Genomic DNA, 13601 nt, shown 5'->3' with positions numbered 1-13601 from the left:
AAGTCTAAACTCAAAACCACCAATCACTAGGCTCGCTCTTACCCAGGACAACCTGTTGAGGCTCCACATCTAGTCGCCGCCGGATGAAAATTCAGTGGCAGGTCACTTCTTCCATCCCTTGGTGTCCACCTATTTTGGTGGACACCTCATGCCAAAGCTCACTCAATTGCAGAAGGTGCGGGGAAAATCGCGCTTACGATCGTTCAGAAAACATTGCCTGTTTTTGGAGGCGCAGGCGGTGTTTCGCCATGCCATTAACCAAGTACCGGTTTTGAGGCATTCTCTCACTCAACTCACCCAGCTTCACCGCCAAAACTGCATACGTTGGAACTCGACCACTGCCCAATGTGGTCATTGATTTGCGGCCCATTCAGAGCGCCAAGACAGCGCCCTTTTGCGTGACAGTTAAACTCAAACGGATGTCGGTGGCCGAGAACCCAGCCATCACTGCAAATTCCCCCGCCTCTATCCGCCAACGCCGCTCGGTCGTGTCGAAGAAGGCAAATGTTCGGGCGTCAAGTATGAAACGCAACCTTCGTTTCTCACCGGGTTCCAGGGCAATTTTCGAGAAGGCTTTCAGCTCTTTAACCGGTCTGGGTATAGATGCTTCAACATCGCCGACATAGATTTGCACCACTGCCGAACCTGGCCGCTCGCTGATGTTGGTCAATTCCAGTGTCACTGTCACCGCGCCGGCAGCGTCTGGTAGCCCTACCGTCAGGTCCGACATCGCAAAGCTTGAATAACCGAGACCATGACCGAACGGGAACAGCGGCTTAATGCCGTGGCGGTCGTAGTGCCGATAACCGACGAACACACCTTCGTCATATCGCACATGGCCGTCCTTACCTGGATAGACCGCGTCATCCTCAGTATGTGTGGGGTTGTCAGCCCAGCGCACGGGGAAGGTCTGTGCCAGTCGGCCCGAGGGCTCGGCCTTGCCGAGGAGCACATCGGCGATCGCGTTGCCAGCCTCCTGTCCGGGATACCAGCATTGCAGTACTGCACGAGCACCGGAAAGCCAGGGCATTTCCACCGGTCCACCGGTTTGTAGTACGACGATCGTGTTCGGATTGGCCGCAATTACCGCCTCAACAAGCTGGTTCTGCAGACCGGGAAGTGCAATACCGCGAAGATCGGAGCCCTCGGTATCCCAGTCGCCCGTTCTGCCCACGAAGACTACCGCATGATCAGCCTTTGCCGCGACGGCTGCTGCCTCGGCAATCTCCGCTTCGGCCGAAAATCTGCCTATTCCTACCCGAATTGCGGCGATATAGAGGTTGACGTGGTCGTGCCGGGCGTACTCGGCGACGACCTCGTATGTACGGCCGGCTTCGAGCGTGATTTCACCCACGACCTCTTCGCAGCCTTCTTCAAAGAATGTGGTACCACGTATCCAGGAAGCCCAAGCGTCCACCACAAGTCTGCCGTCCACATAGACCCGGCCAAGCCCGGCCGAGGTTAGTCCGACGCGATAGACGCCGGCTTCCGAGGCTGTGAAGATGGTGCGCATTCTAGCCGAAAAGCGAAGGGGATCGACAAAGCCCTCGGCCACGGGGGGCAACCATACACCAAGGCTCGACGGTTCCTCGACGACCTTCACCGGTTCGCCAGCTAGCTCCCTTCCTTGGAAAAACTCGAAGGTTGTGGGGTTTTCGATTAGCGGCTGAAACCGATAATTGTTGCAGCCCTGAGCGTAGCACAGATTCTCCTCACCCAGCGCGTCCACCAGCCCCTGCCACGGACTGATGACATAGTGAGGGTTCAACTGCGCCGAGCCGCCTCCCATCACCTGCGCGACCTTGGCATTGGGTCCAATGATGGCGACCATACCTTGCTGAGCCAATGGCAGGATCCCGTCATTCTGTAGCAGAACTGCGCTTTCCGCTCCCGCGCGCCTGATCAATGCCCTATGTTTCGGTTGATCAATGGCGTACTCCTTAAACTCGCGATGATCGTTGATAGCGCCGGTGCGTTCCATCAAAGTCAGGATATTGCGCACACAGGCGCGGATCGTCTCGACACTAACCTCGCCGCCTTCGACCGCAGCCAGTAGCTTGGAGCCGCGATCGCGGGTCGGGCCCGGCATCTCCAGATCCAGCCCAGCATTCACGGTGGGTGCGGTCGAACGCGAGCCGAACCAGTCCGACATCACCACGCCGTTAAAACCCCAGTCACCGCGCAGAACCTCGTTCAACAGCCAATGGCTTTCCGCCGTGTAAGTACCGTTTAGCTTGTTATACGAAGACATCACGGCCCAGACCTTTGCCCGCTTCACCGCCGTCTCAAAGGGTATCAGGTAGACTTCGCGCAGCGTGCGTTCATCGATATCTGAAGAGATGGTTGTACGTTCAATCTCGGACTCGTTGCCGACGAAATGTTTTATCGTGGCACCGACTTTCGTGGACTGCAGACCTTCGATATAGCCGACTGCAAGTTCCGCCGTCAGGATCGGATCCTCAGAGAAGCACTCAAAGTTGCGGCCGTTTGTGACGCTACGCTGGATGTTAACGGTGGGGGCTAACGAGACGTGGGCACCTTTTGAAAGAACCTCGTCACCTAGGGCACTGCCGATTTCCTTGGCTAGATCCGGGTTCCAACTCGCTCCGATGGCGATGCCCACCGGGAAAGCCGCTGCAGTCACACCTCCGACAAAAGACCCCGCCCCGCGGGCGCCGTTGGGGCCGTCGGTCAAGCGCAATCTCCCTATCCCTAGGCGGTCGATGGGCGGTAAAGACCAGAACGTATCGCCGGAAAGTAGCGAGACCTGCTCCGCCAAGGTCATATTATCGAGCAATGCTTTCTTATCAATCATCTTCTCTGCTTCTTGAATCTCAATACTTACCTGTCCCAGATCAACATCTCAAGATGCATATCGGGGAAGCTGGTGATCTCGGCGCCATGGAGCCGTCCATCCATAAAAAGGACGCCCGTTTGTTCATCAAGGCGTCGCGTCCCGCCGTCGCGAGGACGACGACATGTTCGAAGCCTTCACATAGCCGAGATGCGGTCACCGCTTTCCATTGAAAACAAGGAACATCGCGGCAATCGATTTCAGCAGTGAAAGTTGTGCCGGCTGCGGCAGCGCCGGTTCTGTTACGGAGTTATTCCTCCGCAAGTTTGTGAGACAGTTCGAACATTAGCAAGCTTTATCAGACAATCTGTTGACAGACAACCTCGGTCGCGCAGCTTTCGTGTCGTCATTGATGATTCGATGCTTCCCTCGGAGGCGGATCCCGATTGATGAAGTTTCTTCACCGCCTATGGACAAGGATCGACCACAATGGACAGGCTGTTGTCCCGTTTCCGGCTACAGAGTAATCATTTTCGTACTGTCTTTCATAATCAGCATTTGCGCGGTGGGGTTTTCGGGGCACTACGCCGCGGGTCTCCTACAAGGCCGCCTGGAAACCTCGAGCGAGGTGATGCAGGTGCTCTCGGGTTTCCGTGACGTCTCCGCCTCGTCCGTCTGCATCGCCCTCACGCCGTGCTTGAATCCTCCCTACATATGCAGGCATTCCCGGTTGATATCGATCCAGATTGTCTGAGAGCTACCAGTATTCGTTGATCCTGCCGTTATAGCTTTGCCTGCTCGTCTGCACAAATTTAGATATCGAGAGATCAAAAACGGGCGCCTGGAGGAGAGCCGTGGCAGTACCGCATTCGTACCGGCTGGTCGTGTCAGACAGCCGAAGACTTGCGGATTCTCTACCATCATGGATGGCCTCGGCTCAGAGAGGGATCGGAGGCTGTCACGTATTTTTTTCCGCTTTCGGCATGTTAAAGGATGCCAGGCGATCTTGCTGCCAATTATTTTTCTGGCTGCGAGCGACCGCTTTCTGCCGGCACTCAAATTCCCCTGGTGAAGCAGGGCTATCGCATATGAGCGATGATAGAGATGAGGAACTGATCGTCCCACCCTGCCTTCTTGATCTTTCGACGAATGGAGGCCTTATCTGGATGGGCCCGGATGAGGTTGAGGGCAATCTTTCGTAACAGAGCAATGTTTGCCGGTCCGTGATCCTTACGGTTTCTGGCGGCATCCTCGCGGAACTGGACGTCGAGCACCCAGTGCAGTTTGTTTTCGATCTGCCAATGAGTTCTGGTTACCTCGATCAGGGCGGCAGCCGACATGACGGTGGAGAGCAGGAAGTAGCGGACATGGCTGGTCAGACGGCCATCGGCATGACGGCTTGTGGCCTCGACGGAGCCGATGGCCTGCAGGCCGGGGAAGTCGATGTCATTGACGGCGACGATGCAGGCACGGCGTCTTTCGCAGCGGTCATGGTCATTCTCGGCGGCGGTCTGGACGCCGAGTGGCTCGACGTCGTCCAGACGAGCAATCGTCTGTGCCAGGAGGCCGGGCTGATTGGCCTTCAACGCCAGGGCATAGTCGCCGCCGGCGGAAAGGATGGCATGAGCGGTATCGGCGCGGCAATGCAGGGCATCGGCGGTGACGATGGCACCTTCCAGCGACAAAAGCGCAAGCGCATCGAGCGCCCCTTGGACCTCGTTGCGGCCCGGCGCGGTCTGTTGGCCGATGACCAGGCCGCAACCGGCAGCCCAGACCTTGACGAGGGGCAGCGGCGTCGCCTCGTACCGCCTTGCCGTCGACCGCCACCACGCCTTCCATGCCCTTTGCAAAGGCTTCGGTAAAGCGGCTTCGAAGGCAACCTGATTGAGGCAGCGGAAAACGGTGGAGAAGGTGCCATGGCCGGCGATGCCATAGGGCAGCGGCACGATCGTCTTGAGCCACTTCTTTTTGGAAACGCCGAATCGGCCATGTCGGCGCAGCTTTCGGCGCCGCAAACGATCAGGGCAATGGCAATGAACAGGATCGACATCAGCGGATGACGTGTGTTGCGCCCCGAGGGTCGGGCAGATCTTTAAAACAGGTGGCAAATCGATTCATCCGTACCTCCAAATTATCGGAGAGTTCTTGAGTCGATTTGCCTCAGCAAAACAACTCCTTACCATCCATATGCGATTCTCCTGCCTGGTGAAGCTGTCTCGTCTGGCCGTCACTTCAATCGCCCGCAACCGGCGCCTTAAGGTAGTCGAGAAACGTCCGGAGAGCGGACGGCACCTGTCGATGCGAAACGTAGTATGCATGAAAACCCGGCCCGGTAGAGGTCCAGTCCGGCAGCACGACTTCGAGTGAACCGGCCGCAAGTTTGTCCTCGACCCGGGCCTGCAGGCAATAAAAGAGACCGCCTCCCTCCTCCGCCATGCGGATAGATAGTTCCGAATCTCCGAGCGTGAGAAGTCCCGGAACGTCGAGAGAAACCATGCGATCGCCGTCGCCAAGTTCCCATTTGCAGAGGTGATCTGTACCGGTTCGGATCCGGATGCACTCGTGCGTCAAGAGATCTTCCGGCCGCGCGGGCCGCCCTCGTTCGTTGAGATAGGCCGGAGAACCGACTACGATCCATTCGAGTTCGGATGTCAGACGCGACGCGATCATCCCCTCGGGAACCGTTCCCCCATAACGGATGCCCGCGTCAAAACCTTCGGCGACCATATCGATGAAGCGATCCTCGACGCTGACTTCGACCTCGACATCTGGGTAGCTCTTGCGAAAACTGTGCAGTCGAGGAGCGATCAGCAGCTCGGCGGCGTCACGCAGGGTGGTCACTCTCACTCTGCCCGTAGGCCCGCTCCTGAAACTGTCTAGGAGATCCATCGCAGCTTGAATGCCGAGGAAACGGGGCTCCAGTTCGGCAAGCAGCACTTCGCCGGCGGCGGTGAGACTGATGCTCCTGCTTGTCCGATGAAACAGACGGACGCCCAGACGGGCCTCCAAACCCCTGATCGAGTGGCTGAGGGCAGACCCGGAAACGCCGCGAAGCGCGGCGGCCTTTCGGAACCCCCCCGCGCACGCGATCGCGACGAAAGTTTCAAGGTCGGCCCGCGTTGATACCATGAGTTATGGATACTCGCACTTGTACTGAAAAAGATCGCCCTTGCCGGCGCCGACCTTGCTTCAGGCCGGCCGGCACCTTCAATCCTTATTTAACTGGCCCTGTATTTGGTATGTGATGGCCGAGGAAGCAGTCAAAAATTTGACCTAGTGATCCATGTTGGATCCTGCGAAGGACGGCGGAGATGGCCCGGTCGCTGAAAAACGAAAACGTCCGGGATTAGATCGTCATGCAATGAAGATCTTCGTGTCCACAGCCACGAGAGACGGCACCGGTTGGTTCCGCGAGGCGGTCTAACAGTCCCGGAGGTTCTAGTTCTGAGCTCTCGAAAACGCGGGCTACCAGTCCTGCCGGGTTGGATGGACGAAATGTCGTTGATCGTGATCTCCGGGGGCTGGTCTAGTGCATAGACCACGGCTTCAGCCACCGACGACGGCGGAATACCCTGCTTGTTGAGCTCTCCGGCGATCTTTCTGCCCGTCTCGTCATGAACCTTGTCGGCCCAGCCGGTATCGATCACGCCAGGGCTGATCATAGACACTTGGATCCCGCTACCCACGCCCACCTCCTTCCTGAGGCTTTCGGTAATACCGCGTATGAAGAACTTCGTGGCTCCGTAAACCCCTGCCGCCTCGCCGACATGAACGCCGGCGATAGAGCTCATATTCAGGATGCGGCCGGACCGGCGCTCCAACATCGACGGCAGCACCGCGGCGATCGCATGCAGATAGCCACGCAGATTGGTATCGATCATCTTGTTCCAATCGCCGACGGCGGCATCCTTCCAATAGGAAAAGAGCATGAGGCCGGCATTGTTGACCAATATATCGACCGGGCCGTACGTCGTTGTGGCGAACGCGACGAGGGCCTTGGTACTCTCAAAATCCGTGGCATCAGCAACCTTGTAGCTGGCAATACCTCCCGAACCGGTGATGTCTTCGACGATCTGACTGAGGCGTTCCTCATTGCGGCCGGCAAGGACGACGCGCGCACCTTTTTCCGCCAATCCTCTGGCGGTCGCCGCTCCAATGCCCGAGGAAGCCCCTGTGACGATGGCGACCTTGTTTTTCAGATGTGACATGACGTGCTCCTTCACTGCGGTTGGGTCAATTCGGCTTGCCGCGCGGCTTTGACGGGCTCGGGGGTCGTCCGGTTTTCCAACACCTGGCGCTTGGTTTCCTGATCTCCGCCGACGATATGGTCGATGCCGTTCATGAGAGCCTCGAACCCCTGCTGGGCGACGAGCGTCTTGTCGTTTTTTTGTTGGCCACCGAGCTTCGTACCGCCCATTCCAGCGTTCGCGTGGAAGTCGCTGTTGGTGGCGCCCGGAAGGAGTGCCGTCACCGTGACCCCGGTCGAGCGCAACTCCTCGCGCAGAGATTCCGCGAACATGTAACCGAATGCCTTCGACGGGCCGTAAACGGTTTCGTATGGCGTGGGCAGGGTCGCCGAAACCGAGGAGGTGATGAGAATCCTGCCGCGGCCGTTCTTGACCATATGTTGGACGACGCGTTTGGCCATATGGACGGTCCCGGTTACATTGATCGCAAGCAGGCGAAGCTCATCCTCGAGATCGTTATCGACAAAGGCGCCGCCAATACCGATACCGACGTTCAGAGCCGCGGCTTCCAAGGGGCGCCCCAGCCCCTGCGTAAAGGTCCAGAACCTCTCGACGCCATCGTACGTCGAGGCATCCGCTTTGAACGGATATGCTTCGGCATCAAGGCTTCGTAGCGCATCGGCGGCCTCGTTCACCTTGTCGCTTGAGCCTGAAATGGCGACATCGAATCCATTCTTGGCGAATTGTTTGGCAAGCTCGAAGCCTATTCCAGATGAGCCGCCCGTGATCATTGCGAGTGGTTTATTCCCTGTCATGATTTCACTCCTTTGGTTTGGTCAGCACCACGATCGTCTCGAGGCGCTGGTGACCAAATGCCCGTGGAGCCGATTGGTTACATGAGCAAAATTGATCGGGGCGGTGAGTGAAAATCATCCACCGATCTGGCAGGGACCAGGAGTGCGTTACCTTTTTGGTCCCGTCCGCGGTCGAACTGGCCAGGCATTCCCTACGTCACGAAGGCCCTTGAGTGAACACGGCTCATCGGTGCGTGCGATCCCGCTCACTTCAAGTAGCCGTCGCGCTACCCTATTCTTATAGTGCGATCGAACGGTCGTTCGCAGCCCGCGGATATGATCCGACGACCCAAGCGCCCGAGTAGCGTTGATGGACTTCTCTGCGCTGGTGCCATCGGCCGGCACGCTTCTCGGAGAAAAATTCCACGGCGACGGCTTGTCCGGCACACCTTCCAGCGGTGACGGTCCAATGACGGGAAAGACAAAAAATGAGCGAGAGAATGAACAGCGTCGTTGCTCCTGGCCGCGTTGCGGTCATCACGGGAGCTGCGAAGGGCATCGGCTTGGCAATCGCGAGGGCTCTCGCGGCCCGCGGCATGAAGCTCGCGCTGCTGGATCTCGACGCCGACGCACTTGAGGATGTTACTTCGACACTCGACACGGACATCCTGATCGTGAGCGGCGACGTATCAGATTTGTCGGCACTGACCAGGTTGCGGGACGAAACGATTTCGCGGTTTGGCGACGTGGCCGTTCTAGTAAACAACGCGGGCATAACGCAAGGAGCCGGCCCTTGGGACAATCCTGCAAAGTGGCGACGCCAGATCGATGTAAACTTCCGAGGTGTTCAGGCCGCGCAACACGTCTTCGTGCCCTACATGATCGAAGCCGGTCGCCAGTCGGCCGTTGTCAACCTCGGCTCCAAGGAAGGTATTACGACTCCTCCAGGTAACGCCGCATATTCGGTGGCGAAGGCAGCTGTCAAAGTCCTGACCGAACAGCTGTCGCACGAGCTTCTGAAGGAGACGGGAGGTCGTGTTTCGGCTCATCTCCTCGTCCCTGGCTACACGTGGACACCCATGAACATCGCACTCAAGCCGCAGGGCATTGCGAAACCCGATGAGGCATGGACCGCAGAGCAACTGGTGGAATACTTCCTGGTCCGTCTGCTCGACGAGAATTTTTACATCATCTGTCCGGATAACGCGGTTACGTCTGCGATCGATGCCAGAAGGATCCGCTGGGCGGCCGACGACATGATCCTGAACCGGCCGGCGCTTTCACGCTGGCACCCCGACTGGATGGATAAATTCGCAGCCTGGTTGAAGGCAGGTCACTGACGGTGGAATGTTTGTAGAGGAGAGTAATCCAATGCCCAGACCCTATGTAATCTGTCACATGATGTCGCCGCTGGATGGCCGATTGATCGTCAATGATTGGGCCGAGGCAACCGGCCATTCGGTCGATGAGCTCGTGAAGATCTATGACGGCCTGCATGAGAAGATCGGTGCCGACGCCTGGCTTTCGGGAAGAGCGACGGGAGAAGAGTTCGCGGACGCCGTCGACCGCCCCTATCAAGCAACCGGCACAGCCGCGCGACCGATCCATATCGCCAACCCGGACGCCGGCGAGTTCGCTGTCATCGTGGATAAGGACGGTCGGCTACGCTGGGACAAGAGCGACATTGACGGAGCTCACCTTGTGGTCCTGACAGGATCTGACGTGGATGATGCTTACCTGGCGGGCCTCACCCAGGCTGGCGTTTCCTATATCGTCTCGGAGAAAGATGGCGTCGATCTGAAAAACGCGCTTGACCTTCTTGGAACCGAGTTCGGTGTGAAGCGCTTGATGCTGGAAGGCGGGGCGCAAACCAATGGCCATTTCTTGAAGGCGGGTCTTGTTGACGAGGTCAGCCTGGTCATCTTCCCTGCGATCGGAGGCAAGTCGAATACACCGGCCATATTCGAGGGCGGCGAGGATGGGCTTGCCGGCAGGGCGAGGCTCACGTTTATCAGCGCCGAAGCCGCTGGCCTCGGCTCCGTGCATCTGAGATATCGCGTTGGACGTCCATAAGAGACGTCCATAGGAGAAGATTGTGGAAGGGCTCCCTCCTGCCGTCGTCGAAATGATCGTCGAGGAGCAGGGCGCGATACTCCTGAGCAAGCAACCTTGTTTCGAGATCATCGCGCAGCGCAGAGAGCCGGAAGAACTGGCGTAGTCTGCCCGTGGTGTCTCTCCGATTAGGCGGTGTGATGAACGGTATGTGACGCCGACATTAATGCCCGCGGCGGTGACCGCGATATGAGCGTCAAGGCGTTGCTCGAGTGCAGCTCGACAAACAAACAAGGTGAGACGCGTATTGCCGCACGTAACGATGCTCCCCACAAAAATGTCGGGCCTACTACACCTGCTGTCAGGTTTGTCAGGTGCGCGCCATGGTGCTGTTCCGCCCGACTTCCTACCGCGCTCTCGTGGAAGTCCTTGAAGCATAGGCACAAGATTCCTTCTGAGGCTCGATCCGGCCAGAGTGGCATGAGTCTTGAAACTTTCTCGTCGCGCGGCGGCAGCTGTCTTCTCCCGAGAAAGCGCGCGAGTCAAAGTCGAATTGCAGGTGAACGCATGGTGACGCAGTAGAACTTTGTGGATGCGGTTCGACCCGGGGAGAACAAAACTCCGGGCAGAGGTTTGGGAGGGTTGTTTGTCTGTGTCTGACAAAATTGCGATCTTCGGTATGGCGAGCGTTTTTTCGGTCACCCATGCGCTATTCGCAGTCGCTCAAGAGGCCAGGGCCGTGACTAACCCCCTGGCCTATATGCTGCAACCTATCACAAAATCCCAGGGGATGCTGAAAACCTTCGAACAAAGCCGGGAGACATTTCCGGGCGAGGTTCTGCTCGATATGAACGCTACCTATCTCGACCGACAGATCTACAATCCGGCCACGGCGCGCTACGACCACGTTAAACTGCGCGGCTATCAAGACGCCCGCCAGACCGGCTTATCCGGTGCCGACACGCCATTGGTTGGACCGACCATCGATCTACGGCCCGGTCAGACGGTGCGGGTAACGCTTCACAACCTGTTCCCTCAGGATTCCACCTGCGGCATCGGCGGTGGCAGTGCCAATACCCCCCATTGCTTCAACGGTACCAACCTGCATTCGCACGGTCTCTGGGTAAATCCGTCTGGCAATGGCGATAATGTGCTGATCTCAATCCGTCCCGGCGTTTCGTTCCAATATGAATACAACATCGCCGTTGAGCATCCCGCCGGCACCTTCTGGTATCACCCACACCTACACGGATCAACCGCATTGCAGGTGTCGAGTGGCATGTCCGGGGCGTTGATCATCCGTGGCGATCGCATGCCGACACCGACCGAGACTGGCGATATAGACCGCCTATTGAAGCAGCCGGGCGGCTCCGATATCGCCGAACGGGTTTTGGTGCTACAGCAGATTCAATATGCTTGCACCGATAACAATGGCGACATCACTTATGATTGCCAGCCAGGACAGGTGGGCGGCATCGAAAGCTACGATCAGTTCGGACCTGGCAGTTGGCCGGCTTCGGGCCGCTTCACCAGCGTCAACGGCCAGGTGCTTGGTCAGTTGGCATCAGCGGAGGCTGGCTCGGTCGAGCGGTGGCGGATGATACACGCCGGGGTTCGCGACACCATCAATTTCGAAATCCGGCGCAAGACCGGGACGACCGCGTTCCGCACGCTTGCGGCAGCGGACACCGACAGATGGATCGACCAGAATTGCGGCAAGGATACTATTCCGTATGGGGTGGTGGCCCAGGACGGGCTGACAATGGCGCAGGTGCAGATGCGGCAGCAAGCGATCCTGCAACCGGGCTACCGCGTTGACGCGCTGGTGGTGTTGCCAGGAGCGGGTGACTACTGCATCATCGATGGCGCCGCACCGGCAGCGGCCAGCGTCAACCAGGAGGCTCCAAGCCGACGGCTTCTCGGCATAGTCACTGCAGTAGGCGGCCATGCCGTCAATGGCGAGATCGGCACCTATCTTCAGGATTGGCTGATTTCGGCGGCTGAGCGCACGATGTCACAGAATGTCGCCGGCAAGGTTATCGATGACCTCAAGAACGAGATGTCGCTCTCAAGCTTTATTCCCCATCCGGACATCGACGCGGGCGAGGTCACCGGCGAGCAGCAACTGGTGTTTAACATCGATGTGAAACAGCCGGGTGCCACCTTCTTCGAGGTTGACGGCAAACCTTATGATCCCAACCGCATCGACCGGATGTTGCCGCTGAGCGGAGTCGACGAATGGACGCTCCGCTCGGATTTCGTCAGCCACCCATTCCATATCCATGTCAATCCGTTTCAGATCATCAAAATTGTCGATGCGGCCGGCAACGATGTCAGCGCGCTTGGCGCCGATGACGACGGCGATCCGCAATATCCAGGCTTGAAAAATGTCTGGAAGGACACGCTGTGGATCAAGAATCCCGGCACCGATCCGTCGGCGCGCTACACGATCACCGTGCGGACGCACTACCAGCGCTATATCGGCGAGTTCGTTCTGCATTGCCACATCCTCGATCATGAGGACCAGGGCATGATGCAGAACATCAGGATCACCCTGCCGGACGGCCAGGGTGGCACCGTTTCCGGCCATCATTAGGGCGTCGATCGCCATTGGGAGGAACTATGAGCTTCACTGGCACTTGGAGTTATCGCAGCCTGATCAACAATCCCGATTTATCGGTTGATTTCAATGCACTGGAATTTGGCCAGGGAACGCTGGTGCTGACCGAGTTGGCTCGGCGCAAGGTCGGCGGAACCATTGGTGGGCCCGGGTGGTCGCTGGAATTGACCGGTACGGTGCGTCCGGGAGACCCTGTCGAGCTGCAATTCACTGGAAAGGGCGATGTGGCCGGCGAGACCTGGATCTACAGCTATCGCGGCTACATCGTGCCGAACTGGCCGAATGGCGTCGATCAAAGGGACGCCATTGTCGGTAGCATCGTCCGCGACGTCCCGCATTCGCATGGGGTCGCCGCAGCCGGCTACGTTGCCTCCTGGTATGCCGTGCGACAGTGATGCTCCAGCATTTGCCGCAGCTCGAAGACATTCGGATCAACATTCACCGGCCAGGGTCTAGGTCGACGGACCGATGCCTCACATTTGAACCGCGTGCTCTGGCGGTTCAGCGGGATGTGCTGCCCGAACTTGTCGAACACGATCGTCGCCAGCAACTGAGGGCCGATGAAGCCGCGCGGGCGTCGCATGGAACGGTGCGGGAGCCTGACTGATCGCCTCGCAATCGCGGCAGGTAAATTTCTCGCGCACCGTCTCGATCACCTTGAATCGGCGCGGGATATCCTCCAGCGTTTCCGTCACATCCTCGCCCAGCTTCGACAGCCGCGAGCCGCCACAGCAGGCACATGCCGTCGGCGCTTCGATGACGATGCGTGCGCGCTCGACGTCTTTGGGCCACGCCTTGCGCACTGGACGCTTGCGGGCGAAGGCGCGCACGGACTGCGTTCTGGCCGCGGCCTCTTGGACGCTCAGTTCGTCCTCGGCGGCCTACGCCACGAGCTCTTCGAGCTGCAAATTCCAACTGATCGATCAGCCGCTGCGTGCGCTCGCGGCGCGGCCCGTGCTTCTCGCGCTCCAGCTTGCCGGTCAGCAACTGCAAATGCACGTTGAGCGCCTCAATGCTCGACAGCCGCGCCTTCGCGTTGGCCGCGTCCGCCTCAGCTTGCAGCCGCGCAGCACGTTCGGCCAGCAGCGCCGGATGAGCGCTGGCAAGGTCCGATGGCAGGGTAAGCGGCGGCAATGTCATAACGACATTGAATC

At 58.4% G+C, this 13601-nt stretch carries 10 protein-coding genes and 2 pseudogenes; 6 read left to right on the top strand and 6 right to left on the bottom strand.

The genetic code is table 11. The annotated features are described in order from the left end of the window. Window positions 1–370 precede the first annotated feature (370 nt). Entirely contained in the window at window positions 371–2815 is a 2445-nt protein-coding gene (locus CO666_RS30440) for a beta-glucosidase (RefSeq protein WP_004674391.1), read from the bottom strand. Between the two features lie 468 nt (window positions 2816–3283). On the opposite strand from CO666_RS30440, the pseudogene CO666_RS34760 reads away from it, so the two are divergent. After that, window positions 3284–3464 (top strand): annotated as a pseudogene (locus CO666_RS34760) (hypothetical protein); the annotation flags it as partial. 409 nt (window positions 3465–3873) lie between these two features. Here the strand turns inward: CO666_RS34760 and CO666_RS30425 are convergent. The 4 genes from CO666_RS30425 to CO666_RS30410 form a co-directional block, all read right to left on the bottom strand. Beyond that, window positions 3874–4740: an ISAs1 family transposase gene (locus CO666_RS30425; protein WP_237353332.1), complete on the bottom strand. Its 867-nt coding sequence runs from the start codon at window positions 4738–4740 to the stop codon at window positions 3874–3876. A gap of 286 nt (window positions 4741–5026) precedes the next feature. Further along, entirely contained in the window at window positions 5027–5923 is an 897-nt protein-coding gene (locus tag CO666_RS30420; RefSeq protein ID WP_097603448.1) for a LysR family transcriptional regulator, read from the bottom strand. A 131-nt stretch (window positions 5924–6054) separates the two neighbouring features. Beyond that, window positions 6055–7002 carry an SDR family oxidoreductase gene (locus CO666_RS30415; protein ID WP_004674385.1) on the bottom strand — a complete coding sequence of 316 codons (948 nt, stop codon included), beginning with the start codon at window positions 7000–7002 and terminating at the stop codon, window positions 6055–6057. A gap of 11 nt (window positions 7003–7013) precedes the next feature. Further along, a complete protein-coding gene (locus CO666_RS30410; protein ID WP_170967852.1) occupies window positions 7014–7796 on the bottom strand; it encodes an SDR family NAD(P)-dependent oxidoreductase in 783 nt (260 codons plus the stop codon). 467 nt (window positions 7797–8263) lie between these two features. Here CO666_RS30410 and CO666_RS30405 point away from each other — a divergent pair, with 467 nt between their 5' ends. The 5 genes from CO666_RS30405 to CO666_RS30390 all read left to right on the top strand — a co-directional run bounded on the left by CO666_RS30405 (window position 8264) and on the right by CO666_RS30390 (window position 12842). Next, window positions 8264–9115, top strand: a complete 852-nt coding sequence (locus tag CO666_RS30405) for an SDR family NAD(P)-dependent oxidoreductase (protein ID WP_008534165.1) — start codon at window positions 8264–8266, stop codon at window positions 9113–9115. Between the two features lie 31 nt (window positions 9116–9146). After that, window positions 9147–9848: a RibD family protein gene (locus CO666_RS30400; RefSeq protein ID WP_008534164.1), complete on the top strand. Its 702-nt coding sequence runs from the start codon at window positions 9147–9149 to the stop codon at window positions 9846–9848. A gap of 22 nt (window positions 9849–9870) precedes the next feature. After that, window positions 9871–9993 (top strand): hypothetical protein, encoded by a 123-nt coding sequence (locus CO666_RS34945; RefSeq protein WP_009982859.1) that lies wholly within the window; start codon window positions 9871–9873, stop codon window positions 9991–9993. A 480-nt stretch (window positions 9994–10473) separates the two neighbouring features. Next, a complete protein-coding gene (locus CO666_RS30395; protein WP_037174857.1) occupies window positions 10474–12423 on the top strand; it encodes a multicopper oxidase family protein in 1950 nt (649 codons plus the stop codon). A gap of 26 nt (window positions 12424–12449) precedes the next feature. Then, window positions 12450–12842 carry a hypothetical protein gene (locus tag CO666_RS30390; RefSeq protein WP_004674379.1) on the top strand — a complete coding sequence of 131 codons (393 nt, stop codon included), beginning with the start codon at window positions 12450–12452 and terminating at the stop codon, window positions 12840–12842. Between the two features lie 77 nt (window positions 12843–12919). Here CO666_RS30390 and CO666_RS30385 read toward each other — a convergent pair. Continuing rightward, window positions 12920–13587, bottom strand: a pseudogene (locus CO666_RS30385) (transposase domain-containing protein); the annotation flags it as partial. Between the last annotated feature and the right edge of the window lie 14 nt (window positions 13588–13601).

The sequence above is a fragment of the Rhizobium chutanense genome (assembly GCF_002531935.1).
Classification (GTDB): Bacteria; Pseudomonadota; Alphaproteobacteria; order Rhizobiales; family Rhizobiaceae; genus Rhizobium; species Rhizobium chutanense.
The sequence above is the reverse complement of the archived record's forward strand: the minus strand, read 5'-3'. Positions and strand labels throughout refer to the sequence as shown.

What these genes read in the sequence shown, in the direction of transcription:
- CO666_RS30405 (WP_008534165.1), top strand. Translation starts at nt 8,264, where the DNA reads ATGAGCGAGAGAATGAACAGCGTCGTTGCTCCTGGCCGCGTTGCGGTC.
- CO666_RS30410 (WP_170967852.1), bottom strand. Translation starts at nt 7,796, where the DNA reads ATGACAGGGAATAAACCACTCGCAATGATCACGGGCGGCTCATCTGGA.
- CO666_RS30400 (WP_008534164.1), top strand. Translation starts at nt 9,147, where the DNA reads ATGCCCAGACCCTATGTAATCTGTCACATGATGTCGCCGCTGGATGGC.
- CO666_RS30415 (WP_004674385.1), bottom strand. Translation starts at nt 7,002, where the DNA reads ATGTCACATCTGAAAAACAAGGTCGCCATCGTCACAGGGGCTTCCTCG.
- CO666_RS30390 (WP_004674379.1), top strand. Translation starts at nt 12,450, where the DNA reads ATGAGCTTCACTGGCACTTGGAGTTATCGCAGCCTGATCAACAATCCC.
- CO666_RS30440 (WP_004674391.1), bottom strand. Translation starts at nt 2,815, where the DNA reads ATGATTGATAAGAAAGCATTGCTCGATAATATGACCTTGGCGGAGCAG.
- CO666_RS30420 (WP_097603448.1), bottom strand. Translation starts at nt 5,923, where the DNA reads ATGGTATCAACGCGGGCCGACCTTGAAACTTTCGTCGCGATCGCGTGC.